General features: G+C 70.2%; 13 protein-coding genes and 1 pseudogene. 6 read left to right on the forward strand and 8 right to left on the reverse strand.

Going from position 1 to position 13,512, the window contains the following annotated elements; genetic code table 11:
• Positions 1-3 precede the first annotated feature (3 nt).
• The gene (locus OIE67_RS21615; protein ID WP_326643080.1) at positions 4-1,395 is read left to right on the forward strand and encodes an MFS transporter; all 1,392 of its coding nucleotides are present in this window, start codon (positions 4-6) and stop codon (positions 1,393-1,395) included.
• 194 nt (positions 1,396-1,589) lie between these two features.
• On the opposite strand, the gene OIE67_RS21620 is transcribed toward OIE67_RS21615, so the two are convergent.
• From OIE67_RS21620 to OIE67_RS21640, 5 genes are all read right to left on the reverse strand, one after another.
• Positions 1,590-1,958: a hypothetical protein gene (locus OIE67_RS21620; protein WP_326643082.1), complete on the reverse strand. Its 369-nt coding sequence runs from the start codon at positions 1,956-1,958 to the stop codon at positions 1,590-1,592.
• Positions 1,959-2,033: 75 nt separating this feature from the next.
• The gene (locus tag OIE67_RS21625; RefSeq protein WP_326643084.1) at positions 2,034-3,014 is read right to left on the reverse strand and encodes an Lrp/AsnC family transcriptional regulator; all 981 of its coding nucleotides are present in this window, start codon (positions 3,012-3,014) and stop codon (positions 2,034-2,036) included.
• A gap of 5 nt (positions 3,015-3,019) precedes the next feature.
• A complete protein-coding gene (locus OIE67_RS21630) occupies positions 3,020-4,261 on the reverse strand; it encodes a carboxylesterase/lipase family protein (protein ID WP_326643087.1) in 1,242 nt (413 codons plus the stop codon).
• Positions 4,262-4,264: 3 nt separating this feature from the next.
• Positions 4,265-5,143, reverse strand: coding sequence for a VOC family protein (locus tag OIE67_RS21635; RefSeq protein WP_326643089.1), 879 nt, complete (start codon positions 5,141-5,143; stop codon positions 4,265-4,267).
• A gap of 434 nt (positions 5,144-5,577) precedes the next feature.
• Positions 5,578-5,823 carry a hypothetical protein gene (locus OIE67_RS21640; RefSeq protein ID WP_326643091.1) on the reverse strand — a complete coding sequence of 82 codons (246 nt, stop codon included), beginning with the start codon at positions 5,821-5,823 and terminating at the stop codon, positions 5,578-5,580.
• Positions 5,824-6,264: 441 nt separating this feature from the next.
• Between OIE67_RS21640 and OIE67_RS21645 the strand changes: the two genes are divergently transcribed.
• The 4 genes and pseudogenes from OIE67_RS21645 to OIE67_RS21660 all read left to right on the forward strand — a co-directional run.
• Positions 6,265-7,116 (forward strand): helix-turn-helix domain-containing protein, encoded by an 852-nt coding sequence (locus OIE67_RS21645; RefSeq protein ID WP_326643093.1) that lies wholly within the window; start codon positions 6,265-6,267, stop codon positions 7,114-7,116.
• Between the two features lie 30 nt (positions 7,117-7,146).
• Entirely contained in the window at positions 7,147-7,341 is a 195-nt protein-coding gene (locus OIE67_RS21650) for a DUF397 domain-containing protein (RefSeq protein ID WP_326643096.1), read from the forward strand.
• Positions 7,342-7,442: 101 nt separating this feature from the next.
• Positions 7,443-8,195 (forward strand): phosphotransferase family protein, encoded by a 753-nt coding sequence (locus OIE67_RS21655; protein WP_326643098.1) that lies wholly within the window; start codon positions 7,443-7,445, stop codon positions 8,193-8,195.
• A 105-nt stretch (positions 8,196-8,300) separates the two neighbouring features.
• Positions 8,301-8,429, forward strand: a pseudogene (locus tag OIE67_RS21660) (LuxR C-terminal-related transcriptional regulator); the annotation flags it as partial.
• A gap of 102 nt (positions 8,430-8,531) precedes the next feature.
• On the opposite strand, the gene OIE67_RS21665 reads toward OIE67_RS21660, so the two are convergent.
• Positions 8,532-9,737, reverse strand: coding sequence for an FAD-dependent monooxygenase (locus tag OIE67_RS21665; protein ID WP_326643100.1), 1,206 nt, complete (start codon positions 9,735-9,737; stop codon positions 8,532-8,534).
• On the reverse strand, positions 9,734-11,128 hold the full coding sequence (locus tag OIE67_RS21670; RefSeq protein ID WP_326643102.1) for an MFS transporter: 1,395 nt from the start codon (positions 11,126-11,128) through the stop codon (positions 9,734-9,736). Before OIE67_RS21670 ends, OIE67_RS21665 begins: the two co-directional genes overlap by 4 nt.
• A 165-nt stretch (positions 11,129-11,293) precedes the next feature.
• Between OIE67_RS21670 and OIE67_RS21675 the strand changes: the two genes are divergently transcribed.
• Positions 11,294-11,929 carry a TetR/AcrR family transcriptional regulator gene (locus OIE67_RS21675; RefSeq protein ID WP_326643104.1) on the forward strand — a complete coding sequence of 212 codons (636 nt, stop codon included), beginning with the start codon at positions 11,294-11,296 and terminating at the stop codon, positions 11,927-11,929.
• 8 nt (positions 11,930-11,937) lie between these two features.
• Here OIE67_RS21675 and OIE67_RS21680 read toward each other — a convergent pair whose 3' ends face one another.
• The gene (locus OIE67_RS21680; RefSeq protein WP_326643106.1) at positions 11,938-13,461 is read right to left on the reverse strand and encodes an acyl-CoA synthetase; all 1,524 of its coding nucleotides are present in this window, start codon (positions 13,459-13,461) and stop codon (positions 11,938-11,940) included.
• Between the last annotated feature and the right edge of the window lie 51 nt (positions 13,462-13,512).

Raw genomic sequence — 13,512 nt, forward strand, 5'->3', positions numbered from 1 at the left:
CCGGTGGCGCGTTCCGAGGCGCGGCTGCTGGTCCCCGTCCTGGTGTTCATCGCTTTGGTCGTGGCGGCGGTCGCCAGCCTCGGGACGCCGCTCATCACCAGCGTGGCGACCTCGTTGCACGTCTCGCTCGGCACCGCGCAGTGGACGCTGACCGTCGCGCTGCTCAGCGGCGCCGTGGCCACGCCGGTCCTGGGCCGGCTCGGAGCAGGACCGCACCGGCGCGCCACGATCCTCATCACGCTGGCGGTCGTCGTCGCCGGCAGCGCGCTCACCGTGCTGCCGCTGCCGTTCGCGTGGCTGCTGGCGGGCAGGGCGGCCCAGGGTGTCGGGCTCGGGCTGACCGCGCTGATGATGGGCGTGGCCCGGGACCACCTCCCCGAGGAGCGCGGCTCGTCCGTGATCGCCCTGATCTCGGTGGTCTCGATCATCGGGGCCGGCGTCGGCTACCCGCTGGCCGCACTGCTCGCCGAGCTCGGCGGGCTACGGGCCGCCTACGGGCTCGGCCTGGTCGTCACCGCCGCCGCACTCCTGACCGCGTGGCGCTCCGTACCCGAAGCACCCGAAGGCCGCTCCGCCCGCGTGGACGTGACGGGCGCGGTCGTCCTGGCCGCTGCCCTGCTCCTGGTGTTGCTCCTCGCCGGCGAACGGGATCTGTGGAGCCGGCATCCCGCCGTGGCGGCCGGCCTCGCCGCCGTCGCGGTGGCGCTGCTCTGCGTCTGGTTCGTCATCGAGCTGCGCAGTACGACGCCTCTGGTCGATGTGCGGGCGGTGCGGCACCCGGCGGTCGCCGGGGCGAACCTCGCCATGTTCGTCGGCGGGATCGGCATGTACCTCCTGCTCACGCTCATCACCCGGTACGCGCAGACGCCGCACGGGGCCGGCTACGGCTTCGGACTGACGACCTTCGTCGCCGGGCTGGTCCTCATCCCGTTCTCGGTGCTGGGTTTCGTCGCCGGCAAGCTCACGCCGCGGGTCAGGACGCGAATCTCCGACCCCCTGCTGCTGGCCGGCAGCGCCGTCGTGGTCGGCGGCGGATTCGCCCTGTTCGCGGTGGCCCGGTCGGACCTGGCCGAACTGTTCGCGGCGATGGGCGTGCTCGGCTTCGGCGTCGGCGGCTTCTCGGCCGCGATGCCCGGCGTCATCCTGGCCGTCACCCCCAAGAGCGAGACGTCGAGCGCCATGAGCTTCAACTACGTCGTCCGCAGCGTCGGGTACTCCCTGGGCAGCGCCATCGGCGGCCTGATCCTCACCACGGGCACCAGTCCCGGCCACCTCTTCCCCGACGACAGCGCCTACACCACCGCGGCGCTGGCCGGCATCGGCGCCATGGCGATCACGACCCTGACCAGCCTCACTCTCGCCCGCCGACGCGACGCCCTAGACCGGGGGCGGTAGGGTCCTCGTCCGTCGCGGCGGCGAGCCCGGCACCGAGACCTTCGAGCTGGTCACCAGCGCGCTACCTGCCCTGGCCGAGGGCCAGGCGCTGGTCCGAAACACTTCGTGATCACCGAGGCGTCCGGCGTCGTCGGCCGCTTCGGTGATCAACTCTCCGCCCGCGCGGGAGCAGAGGTCGTCGCGCAGGCGTTCTGTCAGTTGAAAGACGACGGCGTGGTGATGGCCATCGGACGGGCGGCCCGCGAGCCTGCGGTCATCGACTTGGCGGTCACACGACCGGCGCGGGGCTCCTTCCAACGCTGGTTCCCGGTCATTTGGCCGGCATCACCGATGCCGAGCATGTCAAGACGATCCGGCTCTTCGCGACCTGGCACGTTCTTCCCGCTCTCCGGGCCCGAGCCGAGGACAGTCACATCACGCCGAGCGTTCGCCGCAGCGCTGCCGAGCAGATCAAATACGCGACCGACTTCCTCTGCTGGCTCGACAAGCGCGACCGCACGCTCGACTCCTGCCACCAGAGCGACATCGACGCCTGGTTCGCGGAGAACATCGAGCACGGACACACCCAGCTCCGTCCTTTCCTCACCTGGGCCGTTCGGAGCCGTCGATAGCGACGTTCGGTGGGCCCGTGCCGCCGGCTACGTTCCTGGTCTGGCTGTGCCGGCTCGTTTGCTGTCTCCGATGACCGGGGCACTTTCGATGTGCCGTACTCCCGGCAGGCTGCCGATGCCGCCCTCGAGGTAGCCGTACAGCGCGTCGGCGTCGCGGCAGGCGACGAACATCAGCAGGTTGGTCGGGCCGGTGGTGGCGGCGGCGAAGGCGACCTCGGGATGCGTGGCCACCGCCTGGGCCGTGCGGCGCAGGGCGGAGGGCTCGACGGTCAGCCAGAGGATCGCGATCATCTCGAAGCCCAGGAGCAGAGGGTCGATGTCCACGTCGAAGAACAGCACGCCGCAGTCGCGCAGATGGTCCAGCCTGCGCTTGGCCGTTGCCGGAGACCAGCCGACGGCACGGGCCAACTCCGGATATCCGGCGCGACCGTCCCGAGCCAGGACCCCCAGCAGATGCTCATCGCCTTCGTCCAGGACGACCCGCTCACGCTGAGCCCCTGGTGCGTGCTGCGGGGCGAGCGCGGCGATCTGCTCGCACGTCAGCGAGTCGGCTCTGCCCTGCCAGCCGGTGGGGCCGCCGGCGAAGACCCGCAGCAGGCAGTGCGCCGTCACCCCGACCACCCGCGGTGTGCGAGGCAACTGGCCCAGCAGCAGCGCATCGCGCTCGCGGAAGCTGCGTGCCCGCACCACGCAGACGATCTGGGTGCCGCCGGAGGTGAGGCTGACCCAGGAAGTGTCCGCTCGGCGGGCCAGCGCCTCGGCGATGGGAACGGCCGCGTCGGGTACGACCTGGATCCGGACGAACCACTCCGACCAGCCCAGCCGTCGCGCCTGGACCTGACCGATCACCTGCAGCAGCCCTGCGGAGCGGAGCCTGTGGTAGCGGCGTGCCACTGTCTGGTCGGACACCTTCAGCGCCGACGCGATACGGCTGAAGGGGGCGCGTCCGTCCACGTGCAGGGCGTGGACGATGGCGCGATCGAGCTCGTCCAGGACAGGGGCGATCACCGTGGTCAGGTTAGCGTGATGTGCTCGACGTGAGGGAAGGCGGGCCAGCCGGGCGAGCCGTCGTGGACGAAAGCCGTCCAGGCGTCCTGCACGTGCGCCACGAGTTGCTCAAGCTGCGCAGGTTCGGCGCCGGCCAGCATCGGGGAGGCATGCCAGGCGGGCAGATTGCCGAAGACGAACGGCAGTTCGATGCAGTGGCAGGCACCGAAGGGGCTGCCTGGCGGTGACCAGTCGAACTGGTAGATGTGGGCCGAGCGGGCTCGCCCGGCCAGGCGCATGCTGCCGTCGCGGAACAGCCGCGCGGTGAGCTCGGCCTCAGCTTGGGGGAAGAAGGCCCGAGCCTCGTCCTGGGTGGTGCCGATCAGCATGGGCACCTCCTCCTGGAGATCGGTGGTCAGGTCGGCCGGCACGCCGTCGGCGGCGACCAGTTGGAAGGGCGGCCTCACCCCCGTGGGCTGCGCGACGCGGCGGGCGATCTGCTCCTGGCCGGCGAGCAGGTCGGCGAGCGGTAGGGTGCGCAGCCGTTCGGCGTCACCCGAGCGCAGATTGAGGACGTCCAGGAAGATCTGGCCGATCTCGGCGGCCTCGCCGATGCTGTACGGCTGTACGCCGGCCGGTGTGCTTTGCAGGACGACTTGCCGGAACAGGTCACGGCCCGCGGAATGGCCGGGCAGGGCCAGTGCGGACAGCGCGCCGGCGGACTGGCCGGCCAGCGTGACGCGAGCCGGGTCACCGCCGAACGCCGAAATGTTCTCCCTCACCCAGCGCAGGGCGGCGATCTGGTCGAGCAGCCCGAGGTTGGCCGGGGCGAACTGCGGCGTCAGGTACAGGTAGCCCAGGGCTCCCAGCCGGTAGTTGACGGTGACGACCACCATCCGGCCGCGTTCGGCCAGCAGCGCGCCGTCGTACCAGGCTTGGGCGCCGGAACCGGTCAGGAAGCCGCCACCGTGCAGCCACACCAGGACCGGCAACCTGCTGCCGCCAGGTGCCCACGCATTGAGTGACAGGCAGTCCTCACCCTGGCGAAGTTCGCTGCCGGGGCCGAGGGCGCGTTCGAGCCGGGACCTGCGCGGCTGCGGGGCCGCCAGGCCCGGTTGGACGGCATCCAGCACGCCGTTCCACCGCGTCGGCCGCGGTGCGGCGAACCGCTCGGCGCGAGCATAGGGGATGCCGAAGAAGGCGGTGACCGCGCCGCCCGCGGGGACGCCGCGCAGCGTCCCGGCGGGTGCTTGGATCAGGTCGGTCACCGGTCACATCTCCAGGAAGGCCAGCGCGGCGCCGCGGGCCTGGGCGGCCCCGACGAAGAACCCGCCGGGCATGTCGCCCGTGGTGAACCCGTTGCCCTCCACCAGGTCGCGGGCCGCCTGGACGTCCCGTACCGACACGGCCTGCCCCGCCATGTACGGCAACGCGGGCACCGGCTCGCCGGGCATCATCGCGCGGAAGGCGGACACCGCGACGACCTCCACCCGGCCCAGCGGCAGCGGCAGCACGTGCACTGGTCCCTCGGTCACCGGTTCGGTGTCCAGGATGAGGGCGTAGCGGGCGACGGTGGGCTCCAACTCGGCCTCGTCCACCACGAGCAGCACACTGTACAGGCCGGTGGCGCCGTTGGCGTGCTCCAGGTAGCGCGGCTGGTGGATCAGTTCAGGGGTCAGGTGGTACGCGGCGTGGATCAGCCCTTCGGGGGTGAGCGCCCGGTCGAGGTGGACCGCCTGAAAGCGGGCGCTCTGGACACCGTCAGGGGTGTCCACATCCCGCTGCAGCGGCAGCACACCAGAGGAGGACAAGCCGGCCGCTCGCAGGCGCTTTTCGGCGGTTTCGACGTCGGTACAGCCGAAGGAGTACCCGTGCAGGCCCTCGTACCGGGCGATGAGCGGGCGGATGTTCCAGGGGTCGACCGAGCCGTCCCCGTACAGGCCGAGCAATTCCAGGTAGGTGCGGCCGAACAGGGCACACCGGTTGCCGGCACCCATCGGCCTTCGCTCGCCGCCGGGGCGGTCGGAGCCCATGTGCATGGACAGCGGGCTGAGCGTGAAGCCCAGCGCCTCGTAGGCCGTCGCGGTGGCGTCCATGTCGGTGGTGTAGAGGACGGAGTGGTCGATCCGGTCGATGTCACGAGCAATCATGGGTGGCAGGCTGCCGCCCGGCGGCCGCCGGTTCCAGCCAATGAGGTTGGATCGACGTCTTTCGACATTCAACGTCTTGTCGTGACGGAATCCCACGCGCCAGCGCCAGCCGCCGCTGGGGATCGAACGGATCCGGGCCGCTGACGTAGTTCGTCTGTGGCGTACGCGCCGAAGCGGCTGATGTGGGCGCGCGGGTAGGGCGCGATCTGGCCGAGATGTGTGCCGGCTGATTGCTGATACCGTGCGCCTTTACAATGTAGATTTCGATCGACGAAGGTCGGTCGTCCACTCCTCAACTGCCGGCCCAGCCCGCCATATCGCCGCGACCTGGACATCATCTACGCAGACCGTGAGCTCGTGGTCATCCGCCGCGGCGCGAGAGGCTCGCGTTCACACGCGGCAGCAGGACTCCGAGCGTGAACGCGGTGATCGCTTCAGTTGCCCGTGCCGGAACTTCCGTCACTCTTGACGGGCGGGTCCGGTGCCCTGATCGCGCCCGTTGCCGTGAGGTAGGCGGCGAACGCCATGGAGACCGCCATGAAGGCCCCGCCTGCCGCGGCGAACGCCGCCAGCGGCTCCGCCCCAAGTTCCCGGGTGAAACAGTACGCGATCAGTCCGGCGATGAAGGCCGTCTCCATCGCGTGAACCAGCCAGTGCAGAACCCGTACAGCATGGACCATGGTTTGGTCCTCTCCCTTCGCCACGCGACTCAACACGCAAGCGACAAGGAAGCCGGGAACGCGGAACCCGCCTTGCGCTTGGCAGTGCAGCACGGACGTCCCAGGTGCATGGACGCGGCGCAGGATCAAAGGCACGGCAGTGGGCCCGACTGGCGCTCGAAACCGAGCTGCGGGGATGGGATGACGCCACCGGCCAGGCGGTTTTCTTCCTCCGACACGGCGCCGTGTCCCCCATCCTTCCTTGATTGTGATGCCCGGTGGGCTACCCTCAGGGTATGGCGCTGGGAAGCACAGCGGGATTCCCGCCGGGAACAGTGTCAGGAATCCCAGCGGTACATAGTTGATACTTCCCGGTGAGGCTTCCTAGGGTACGACTTCTGGTGCAGCATGATCGTCCGATAGCTCGGAGGGGAGGTCCCGGTGGCGCAAGGTAGCCCTGCCGTGTTCCGCAGCCGCATCCTGAGCGAGCTCCGCAAGCGGCGTGACGCGGTCGGCCTCACCGGCCCTCAGGCGGCGAAAACCCTCGGCTGGTCGACATCGCGGTTCTCGCGGCTGGAAACCGGCCAGCTCATCCTCAACCCCAAGGACGTGGAGTCGCTGCTCGATCTCTATGAGATGCCTGAGCCCACCCGCACTCTTCTGCTCGACCTGGTGCCCAAGGCGTCAGCTCCGGAGTGGTGGGAGCCGTACGCCGAGGCGATCCCCATCCCCTACCGGGAGTATCTCGGCTTCGAGAGCGGGTCGGAGGAACGATGGGAATGGCAGTCACTGGTGATATCGGGGCTGCTGCAGACGGAGGACTATTCTCAGGCACTCATCGACGTCCCGCACATCGCTCAGCTGACACCCCGGCAGGTCCGCCGGCGGGTGGAGATTCGCATGGCCCGCCAGCAGCGATTCATCAACGACCCTTCTACCAAACATAATGTCGTCATGGACGAATCGGTGCTGGCGCGCCGGATCGGCGACGACGCCATTATGAAGGCCCAGCTCCGACACATCGCAGAGCTGGCCGAGCGGCCCAATCTCCATATCCAGATACTGCTCAACAGGCAGGGCCTCCCCGGAGGCTACATGTCGAATTTCATCCTGCTGAGGTTTCCGGAACTCGAAGGCCTCGGCGAACTGCACCCCGACGTCCTCTACCAGGAGGACGACGCTGGTGGACAACTTGATGCCGACGAAATGAGGGCACACCGTCATTTCATGGTATTCAGGTTTTTGTCGGAAGCTGCATTAAGCCCTCAGGACACGATCCACTTCATCGAGGAGCGCAGGCGAACATGGAAATAGATCATTCAACAGCACCAAGTAAAGGAACCAATGAACAGCTCCACCAGCCCTGCGTTCAATGACTGGCGCACGAGCTCTTACTGCGGGACCAATGGCGAGTGCGTAAAGGTCGCGGCGGCGGACGGGCGGGTTGCGATAGGCGATTCCAAAGGCGCGGGCATGCTCATCGTGACGGAAGCCGACTACGAGAACCTTCTTTCTCGCATAAAGAAGGGCATGGTCTAGCGTCCGGCCGGGGGCCTGCCGCTTTCCGGTGGCAGGCCCCCGTGGACAGCGGCACCCGGCCCGGATCGTGGCGTGGTCCGTGGCTGGTTCAATATGCGCTCATGCAGACCCACGATGTGCGGATCGACGGCGAGCTGGTGCGCAAGCGCTTCATTGACGGCAAGCCTGGGGGCGCGGAGCGGGAATGGCGGGCGCTGCGGTTGCTGGCGGAGCACGCGCCTGGGCTCGCGCCCTCGCCTGTGGAGTACGGGGCCGATCTGGTGGTGATGTCGCGCGTCGAGGGCACACCGATCTTCCTGCTGCCTGTCGTACCGGAGCAGGAGCTGGTGGAGGCGGTGGATCGGCTGCACGGCGCTGTGCCGCGACGGGTGCTCGACCAGGTGCCGGGGCGGTTGTGGCCGGTGGAGCGGATCAGGGATCAACTGCTCGCGTGGGCCGGGCGGTGGCAGCCGAAGAACGCGCTCGCGGATCAGGCCGTCAGAGAGGGCGCTCGGTGGCTGGGCGGGTGGGAGCCGGGTGAGCGCGGAGTTCGGCCGGTGTTCGGGGCCGGTGATGGCAATACGGCGAACTTCCTGTGGGACGGCGGGCGGGTCAGGATCGTCGATTTCGAGGAGTCGGGGCGCAGCGATCGCGCGACCGAGGTGGCGGAGATGGCCGAGCACGTGTCGTGCTGGGTGCACGGCGGCGGGAGCGAGGTGGGTTTCGAGGTCGACTCCGCTGAGGAGCGCAGGCTGCTGGAGTGCCGCAGGCTGTTCGCGTTGATGTGGGTATTTCTGTTGAAGGACGAGGGGCCGCGAAATCCGCCCGGTACGTTCATGCGAGCGGTCGGGAGGGCTTTGGAGCGGCTCGGTTAGCTGCGAAGCGGCCGGATCCGCCAGCCGATGGTGCCGTCTGCCTGGAGGTTGTACGTCGAACGGTGGACGGCGGGTACGACCGGACGATCGAAGCTGATCGCCAGGATGCGGCGGCCCGCCCAGGCGGCGCTGACGCCGCGCGAGCTCGACGTGCTCAACGCGGTGGCCGACGGCCTCACCAACGCCGAGATCGGCAGCCGGCTCGTCATCGCGGCGGCCACGGTGACGACCTATCTGCTGCGGCTGTTCGCCAAGCTGGAGGTCAACGACCGTACGCACGCCGTGGTGAAGGCCATGGAGCGAGGACTGCTCCGCCGCCCGCAGGCGGGCCGGCGCTCAGGTCAGGGACATGAAGTCCGGCAGCGTGAGGGCCGAGTGGGCCGACACGGCCTCCGCGCCCCGCAGGGTGGTGAGCCCGCGCAGCCGGTCGTTGCGCTGCTCCAGCGCCTCGGCGGTGGTCGGGAAGAGGGTGGCGCCGCCCTCGTCGACCAGGTTCTGGTTCTGGGTGACGAACGCGCGCGTGTCGCGTTCGTACGCGGCGAAGCCCGCGGCGTGGTCCTGGTTCGCCAGCGAACCGGCCAGCATGTACGCGCCGACGAGCGCGAGGCTGGTGCCCTGCCCGGTGAGGAACGAGGGCGCGTACGCGGCGTCGCCCACCAGCGCGACCCGGCCGCTGGACCAGCGGGGCAGGCGGATCTGGGCGACCGTGTCGAAGAACAGGTCGTCCGCCTCGCGCATGGCGGCCAGCATGCCGGGAACCTCCCAGCCCGCGCCGGCGAACACCGACGCGACCAGGTCCTGCTGCGCCTCGGGGGTGGGGAACTCGTCGAACGGCCGCTGCGGACGGGCGAAGTTCAGGAAGGCGTGCACCTGGTCGTCGTCGTCCCCGGTGGCGTAGAGCGCCGCGGCCCGGCCGGGGGTGTTCCACATGACGAGCTCGCGGGAGAGCCCGAACGTGTTGCGCATGGTGAACACGGCGAAGCAGTAGCCGAGGTACCGGTCGAACAGGTGCTCGGGGCCGAACAGCCGCTCCCGGGTGCGCGAGTGCGTCCCGTCCGCGCCGAAGACCAGGTCGAACGTGCGCCGGGCGCCGCCGCGGAAGGTGACGTCGACCCGGTCGCCGGACTGATCGAGAACGTCGATGGAGTCGCCGAACAGGAACTCCGCGTCGTCGCGGACCGTCGCGTGCAGGGCCTCGCTCAGGTCACCGCGCCGCACTTCGAGGTCTCGGCCCTCGGTGTCGCCGGTGACGGTGCCGGGGCGGACCGAGGCCACCTGGCCGCCGTCCTCGTCCAGGAAGGTCATCCGGCGCAGGTCGACGTGCGCGTCGCGCAGGCGCGGCAGGATGCCCATGCGCTCGACCACGTCGAGCGCGGTGCCGCGCACGTCGATGGGATAGCCGCCGTTGCGGACGGTGGCCGCCTTCTCCACCACCGTGACGGCGAATCCGTGGCGGTTCAGCCAGTACGCGAGGGCGAGCCCCGCGACGCTGGCCCCCGACACCAGGACCTCGCGCTTCCGTGTGGCGTGGATGTTCGTCATTGTTCTTCTCCTTTGTTGAGGGTGCGGACGGCGAGCAGCGCCAGTGCCGTGACAGCACTCGCGATGCCGAAGCCGATGACGAAAGCCGATTCGTCCGGGATGTTCGCCCCGGAGGGGGTCATGGCGGTGAGCAGGATGCCGCCGAGCTGCGCGCCCGCGGTGAAGCCGATCACGCGGGTCACCAGGATCAGGCTGGTGGCGGTGCCGGTGTCGCCGCCGTCGCCGGTGGTGGCGGTCTTGACGACCACCGCCGTGACGCAGATGCCGCTGGCCAGGGAGATCAGCACCTTGCCGAGGACGAGGTGCCAGACCTCGCCGTGCAGCAGCGCCAGGGCCGCCAGCGTGGCCACGGTGCCGGCGATGCCGGCGGCGACCGCCGTGCGCGCGCCGAACCGCCGCGCCGCGAACCCGGCGATCGGACCGCTGACCGCCGCCGCGACGGCACTGGGCAGCAGGTACAGGCCCATGTCGCTGGCGCTGGCGCCGAATCCGTAGGCGTCGGCGGGCACCGCGAACAGCTGCGGGACGAGGTACATGGACGCCGCGGTGCCGAGGCAGACGGCGAACGTGATCGCGTACGAGCTCCACATGCCCGGCCGCGCGAGCAGGCGCAGGTCGACCATCGGCGCTGCCGAGCGGCGTTCGACCCGGATCCAGCCGATCACGAGGCCGGCCAGGAGCATGACGAGGGCGCCGAACTCGAGCGGCCGGCTGCCGGCCTCGGGCACCATCGGGAGCACCAGCATGAGCGTCAGCAGGGCGCCGCTCAGGAGAACCAGGCCGGGCCAGTCGATCCTGGCGTCCGACCGGGCGGGCGGGTCGTCCGGGATCAGCCGGTGCACGAGCACGGTGCCCACGGCGATGGCGAGCGTCGGTATCGCGAACATCCAGTGCCGCGACAGGCCTTCCGCGATGGGCCCGGCGATCATCGAGCCCACCAGGTTGCCGCCCACGAACATGCCGCTGACCACCCCGATCGCCGTGTGGGCCGATCCGGGAGGGAGGTGCTTGCGTACGAGGATGAACGAGAGCGGCAGCGCGCCCACCATCGCGCCCTGCAGGATCTGGCCGGTCAGCAGCACCGGCAGGTTGGGCGCCAGCGACGACACCAGGCCGCCGGCCAGCACCACGATCATCAGCCGGGTCATGACCCGCCTTCCGCCGTAGCGGTCGCCGAGGGTGCCCGAGACGGGCAGCAGGAGGGCGCCGCTGATGAGCAGCGCGGTGCTGAGCAGCGCCCCTTGGGCCGGGCTTAACGCCAGCTCGCGTTGCAGCAGCGGGAGCGTCGGCGTCAGCACCGACTCCAGGGCGCCGGTGGCGATGGCCAGCAGGCACAGGGCGCCGACGGCGGCCTTCCCGATGCCGACCGGTGGAGCCAGGGTGGTGGTCATGGACGTCCTTTCCTGGTGACCGGGCGGCGCTCGCGGCCCAGACCTGCTGGTGGGGGACGTGCTCGGAACAGGGTGCGGCGCGGTCCTCGCCGCCGCGAAAATTACACTACAACATGTACTGTAGTTAATTACAACGCCCAGTGTAGTTCCGCTAGGATTCTGTCCATGCCGCCTACGAAGACGCTGCGTGAGGGATCCGCGAAGAAACGGGCCGCCATCCTCGCCGCGGCCCAGGAGCTGTTCCTCGCCAACGGCTTCGACCGGTCGAGCATCGACGCGATCGCCGCCCGGGCGAAGGTGTCGACCCGGACGGTCTACGACTACTTCGGTGACAAGCGGACCCTGCTGCGCACCGTCGTCGAGAACATCGGCCGGTCGCTGATCGCCACGATCCAGCGCACCCTCGACGAGACGCTCACCGACCTCACCGAGGCCGGCGAGCTGGAGGACGCGCTCGTCACGTTCTCCATGAGGATCGCCACCGACATGCTCAACTCAGCCGATTACGCCACGCTGCAACGGCTGGGCCAGACCGAGTCCGACCACCTGCCGCCCCGGGACGACCGCGCGATGGCCAACGCCCCCGACGAGGCCGTCGGGGAGCGGCTCGCCGCCCTGGCCAGGGCCGGGCTGCTCGACATCGCCGACCCGAGGCTCGCCGCCGACCACTTCATCGCGCTGACCTTCGGGGTCGCCATCAGCCGGCTCGGCTCCGCGAACGCCGCGGGGGACGCCCGGGTCCGGCCGCTCATCGTCGAGGGGGTGCGGGCGTTCCTCCGGGCGTACGGGAAGGAGCGATGAGAGGCGGCTCAGCCGGCGTCGGGGAGTGGGAGGCGGCGCAGCCGGGGTTTCTGGATCTTGCCTGAGCCCGTCTTCGGCAGGTCGTCCGTGATGTCGACGTACCTCGGGATCTTGTACGTGGCCAGGCGGGGGCGGAGGAAGGCGCGCAACTCCTCGGCGGTGAGGTTCGCGCCGGGGCGCGCGACCACGAACGCGCGGCCGGCCTCGCCCCAGGTGGCGTCGGGCACCCCGAGCACGGCGGCCTCGGCGACGGCCGGATGCTCGAAGATCACGGCCTCGACCTCGGCCGGGTAGACGTTCTCCCCGCCCGAGATGTACATGTCCTTGAGCCGGTCGATGACGTGCAGATGGCCGTCCTCGTCCAGGGCGGCGACGTCGCCGGAGCGGAACCAGCCGCCCTCGGCGAACGCGGCGGCGCTCGCCTCGGGGTCGCGCCAGTAGCCGGGGGTCACGTTCGGTCCCTGGATGAGGACCTCGCCCGGCTGTCCCGCCGCCGCGTCCGTGCCGTCGGGCCGGACGACCCGGACATCGGCGAAGAACACCGGCACACCCGCCGAGCCCGCCTTGCGCGCGCTCTGACCGGCGTCGAGGAAGGTGGCGCCGGGAGCGGTCTCGGTGAGCCCGTACCCCTGGCAGAACACCAGGCCCCGCTCCTGGTACGCGCGGATCAGCGCGACGGGGACCGCCGCGCCCCCGGCCATGAGATGGCGCAGCGACGACAGGTCCGCCTCGGCCCAGCGGGGCGAGCGGGCGAACGCGGCGAACATCGTGGTGACCCCGAACATCCAGGTGACCCGGTGCTCACCGATGAGGTCGTAGCACTCGTCCACGTCCCACGACGGCATGATCACCGAGCGGCCGCCCTTGAGGAAGGTCGGCAGCAGGGTCTGGTTCAGGGCCGCGACGTGGAACAGCGGCGCGCTGATCAGCGTCACCTCCTCGCTGGTGACGTCGACGCCGAGGAGCAGGTTGAAGCAGTTCCACACGAGGTTGGCGTGGGTGAGCAGCGCGCCCTTGGGCCGCCCGGTCGTTCCCGAGGTGTAGAGGATGAGCGCCGGGTCGTCCAGGCACACGGGCGCGTCGATCGGGGTGGGGTCGCCCGCCGCGAGCCAGGTCTCGTAGTGGCTCTCCCCCCGCGCCGGGGCGCCGACCGCGACGAGGTGCGGCGGAGGGACCGGCAGGGCCCGGACCGTCTCGGCGCACTCGGGCGCGTAGATCAGCACCGTGGCGCCCGAGTGGTCCAGCATGTACCCGATCTCGGGCGCGGCCAGGCGGAAGTTCAGCGGCACGAAGATCGCCCCGAGCAGGTGCGCGGCGAACATCGTCTCGACGAAGGCGACGTGGTTGCGGCCGAGGTAGGCGACCCGGTCACCGGCCTCCACCCCCGACGCGCGCAGCCGCGACGCCAGCCGGGTGGTCCGCTCGTGGACCTCCGCGTAGGTGATGGACCGGTCCGCCATGACGAAGGCGGTCCGGTCCGGGGTCATCCGTGCCCGGCGGGCGGGCCAGCCGCCCAGTCCGGCGTTGCGCATCGGTGTTCGCTCTCCTGTCGGCGGGGGGACCCGGCACTCCGTACGAGCGGC

Source organism: Nonomuraea fuscirosea (genome assembly GCF_035917475.1).
Classification (GTDB): Bacteria; Actinomycetota; Actinomycetes; order Streptosporangiales; family Streptosporangiaceae; genus Nonomuraea; species Nonomuraea fuscirosea.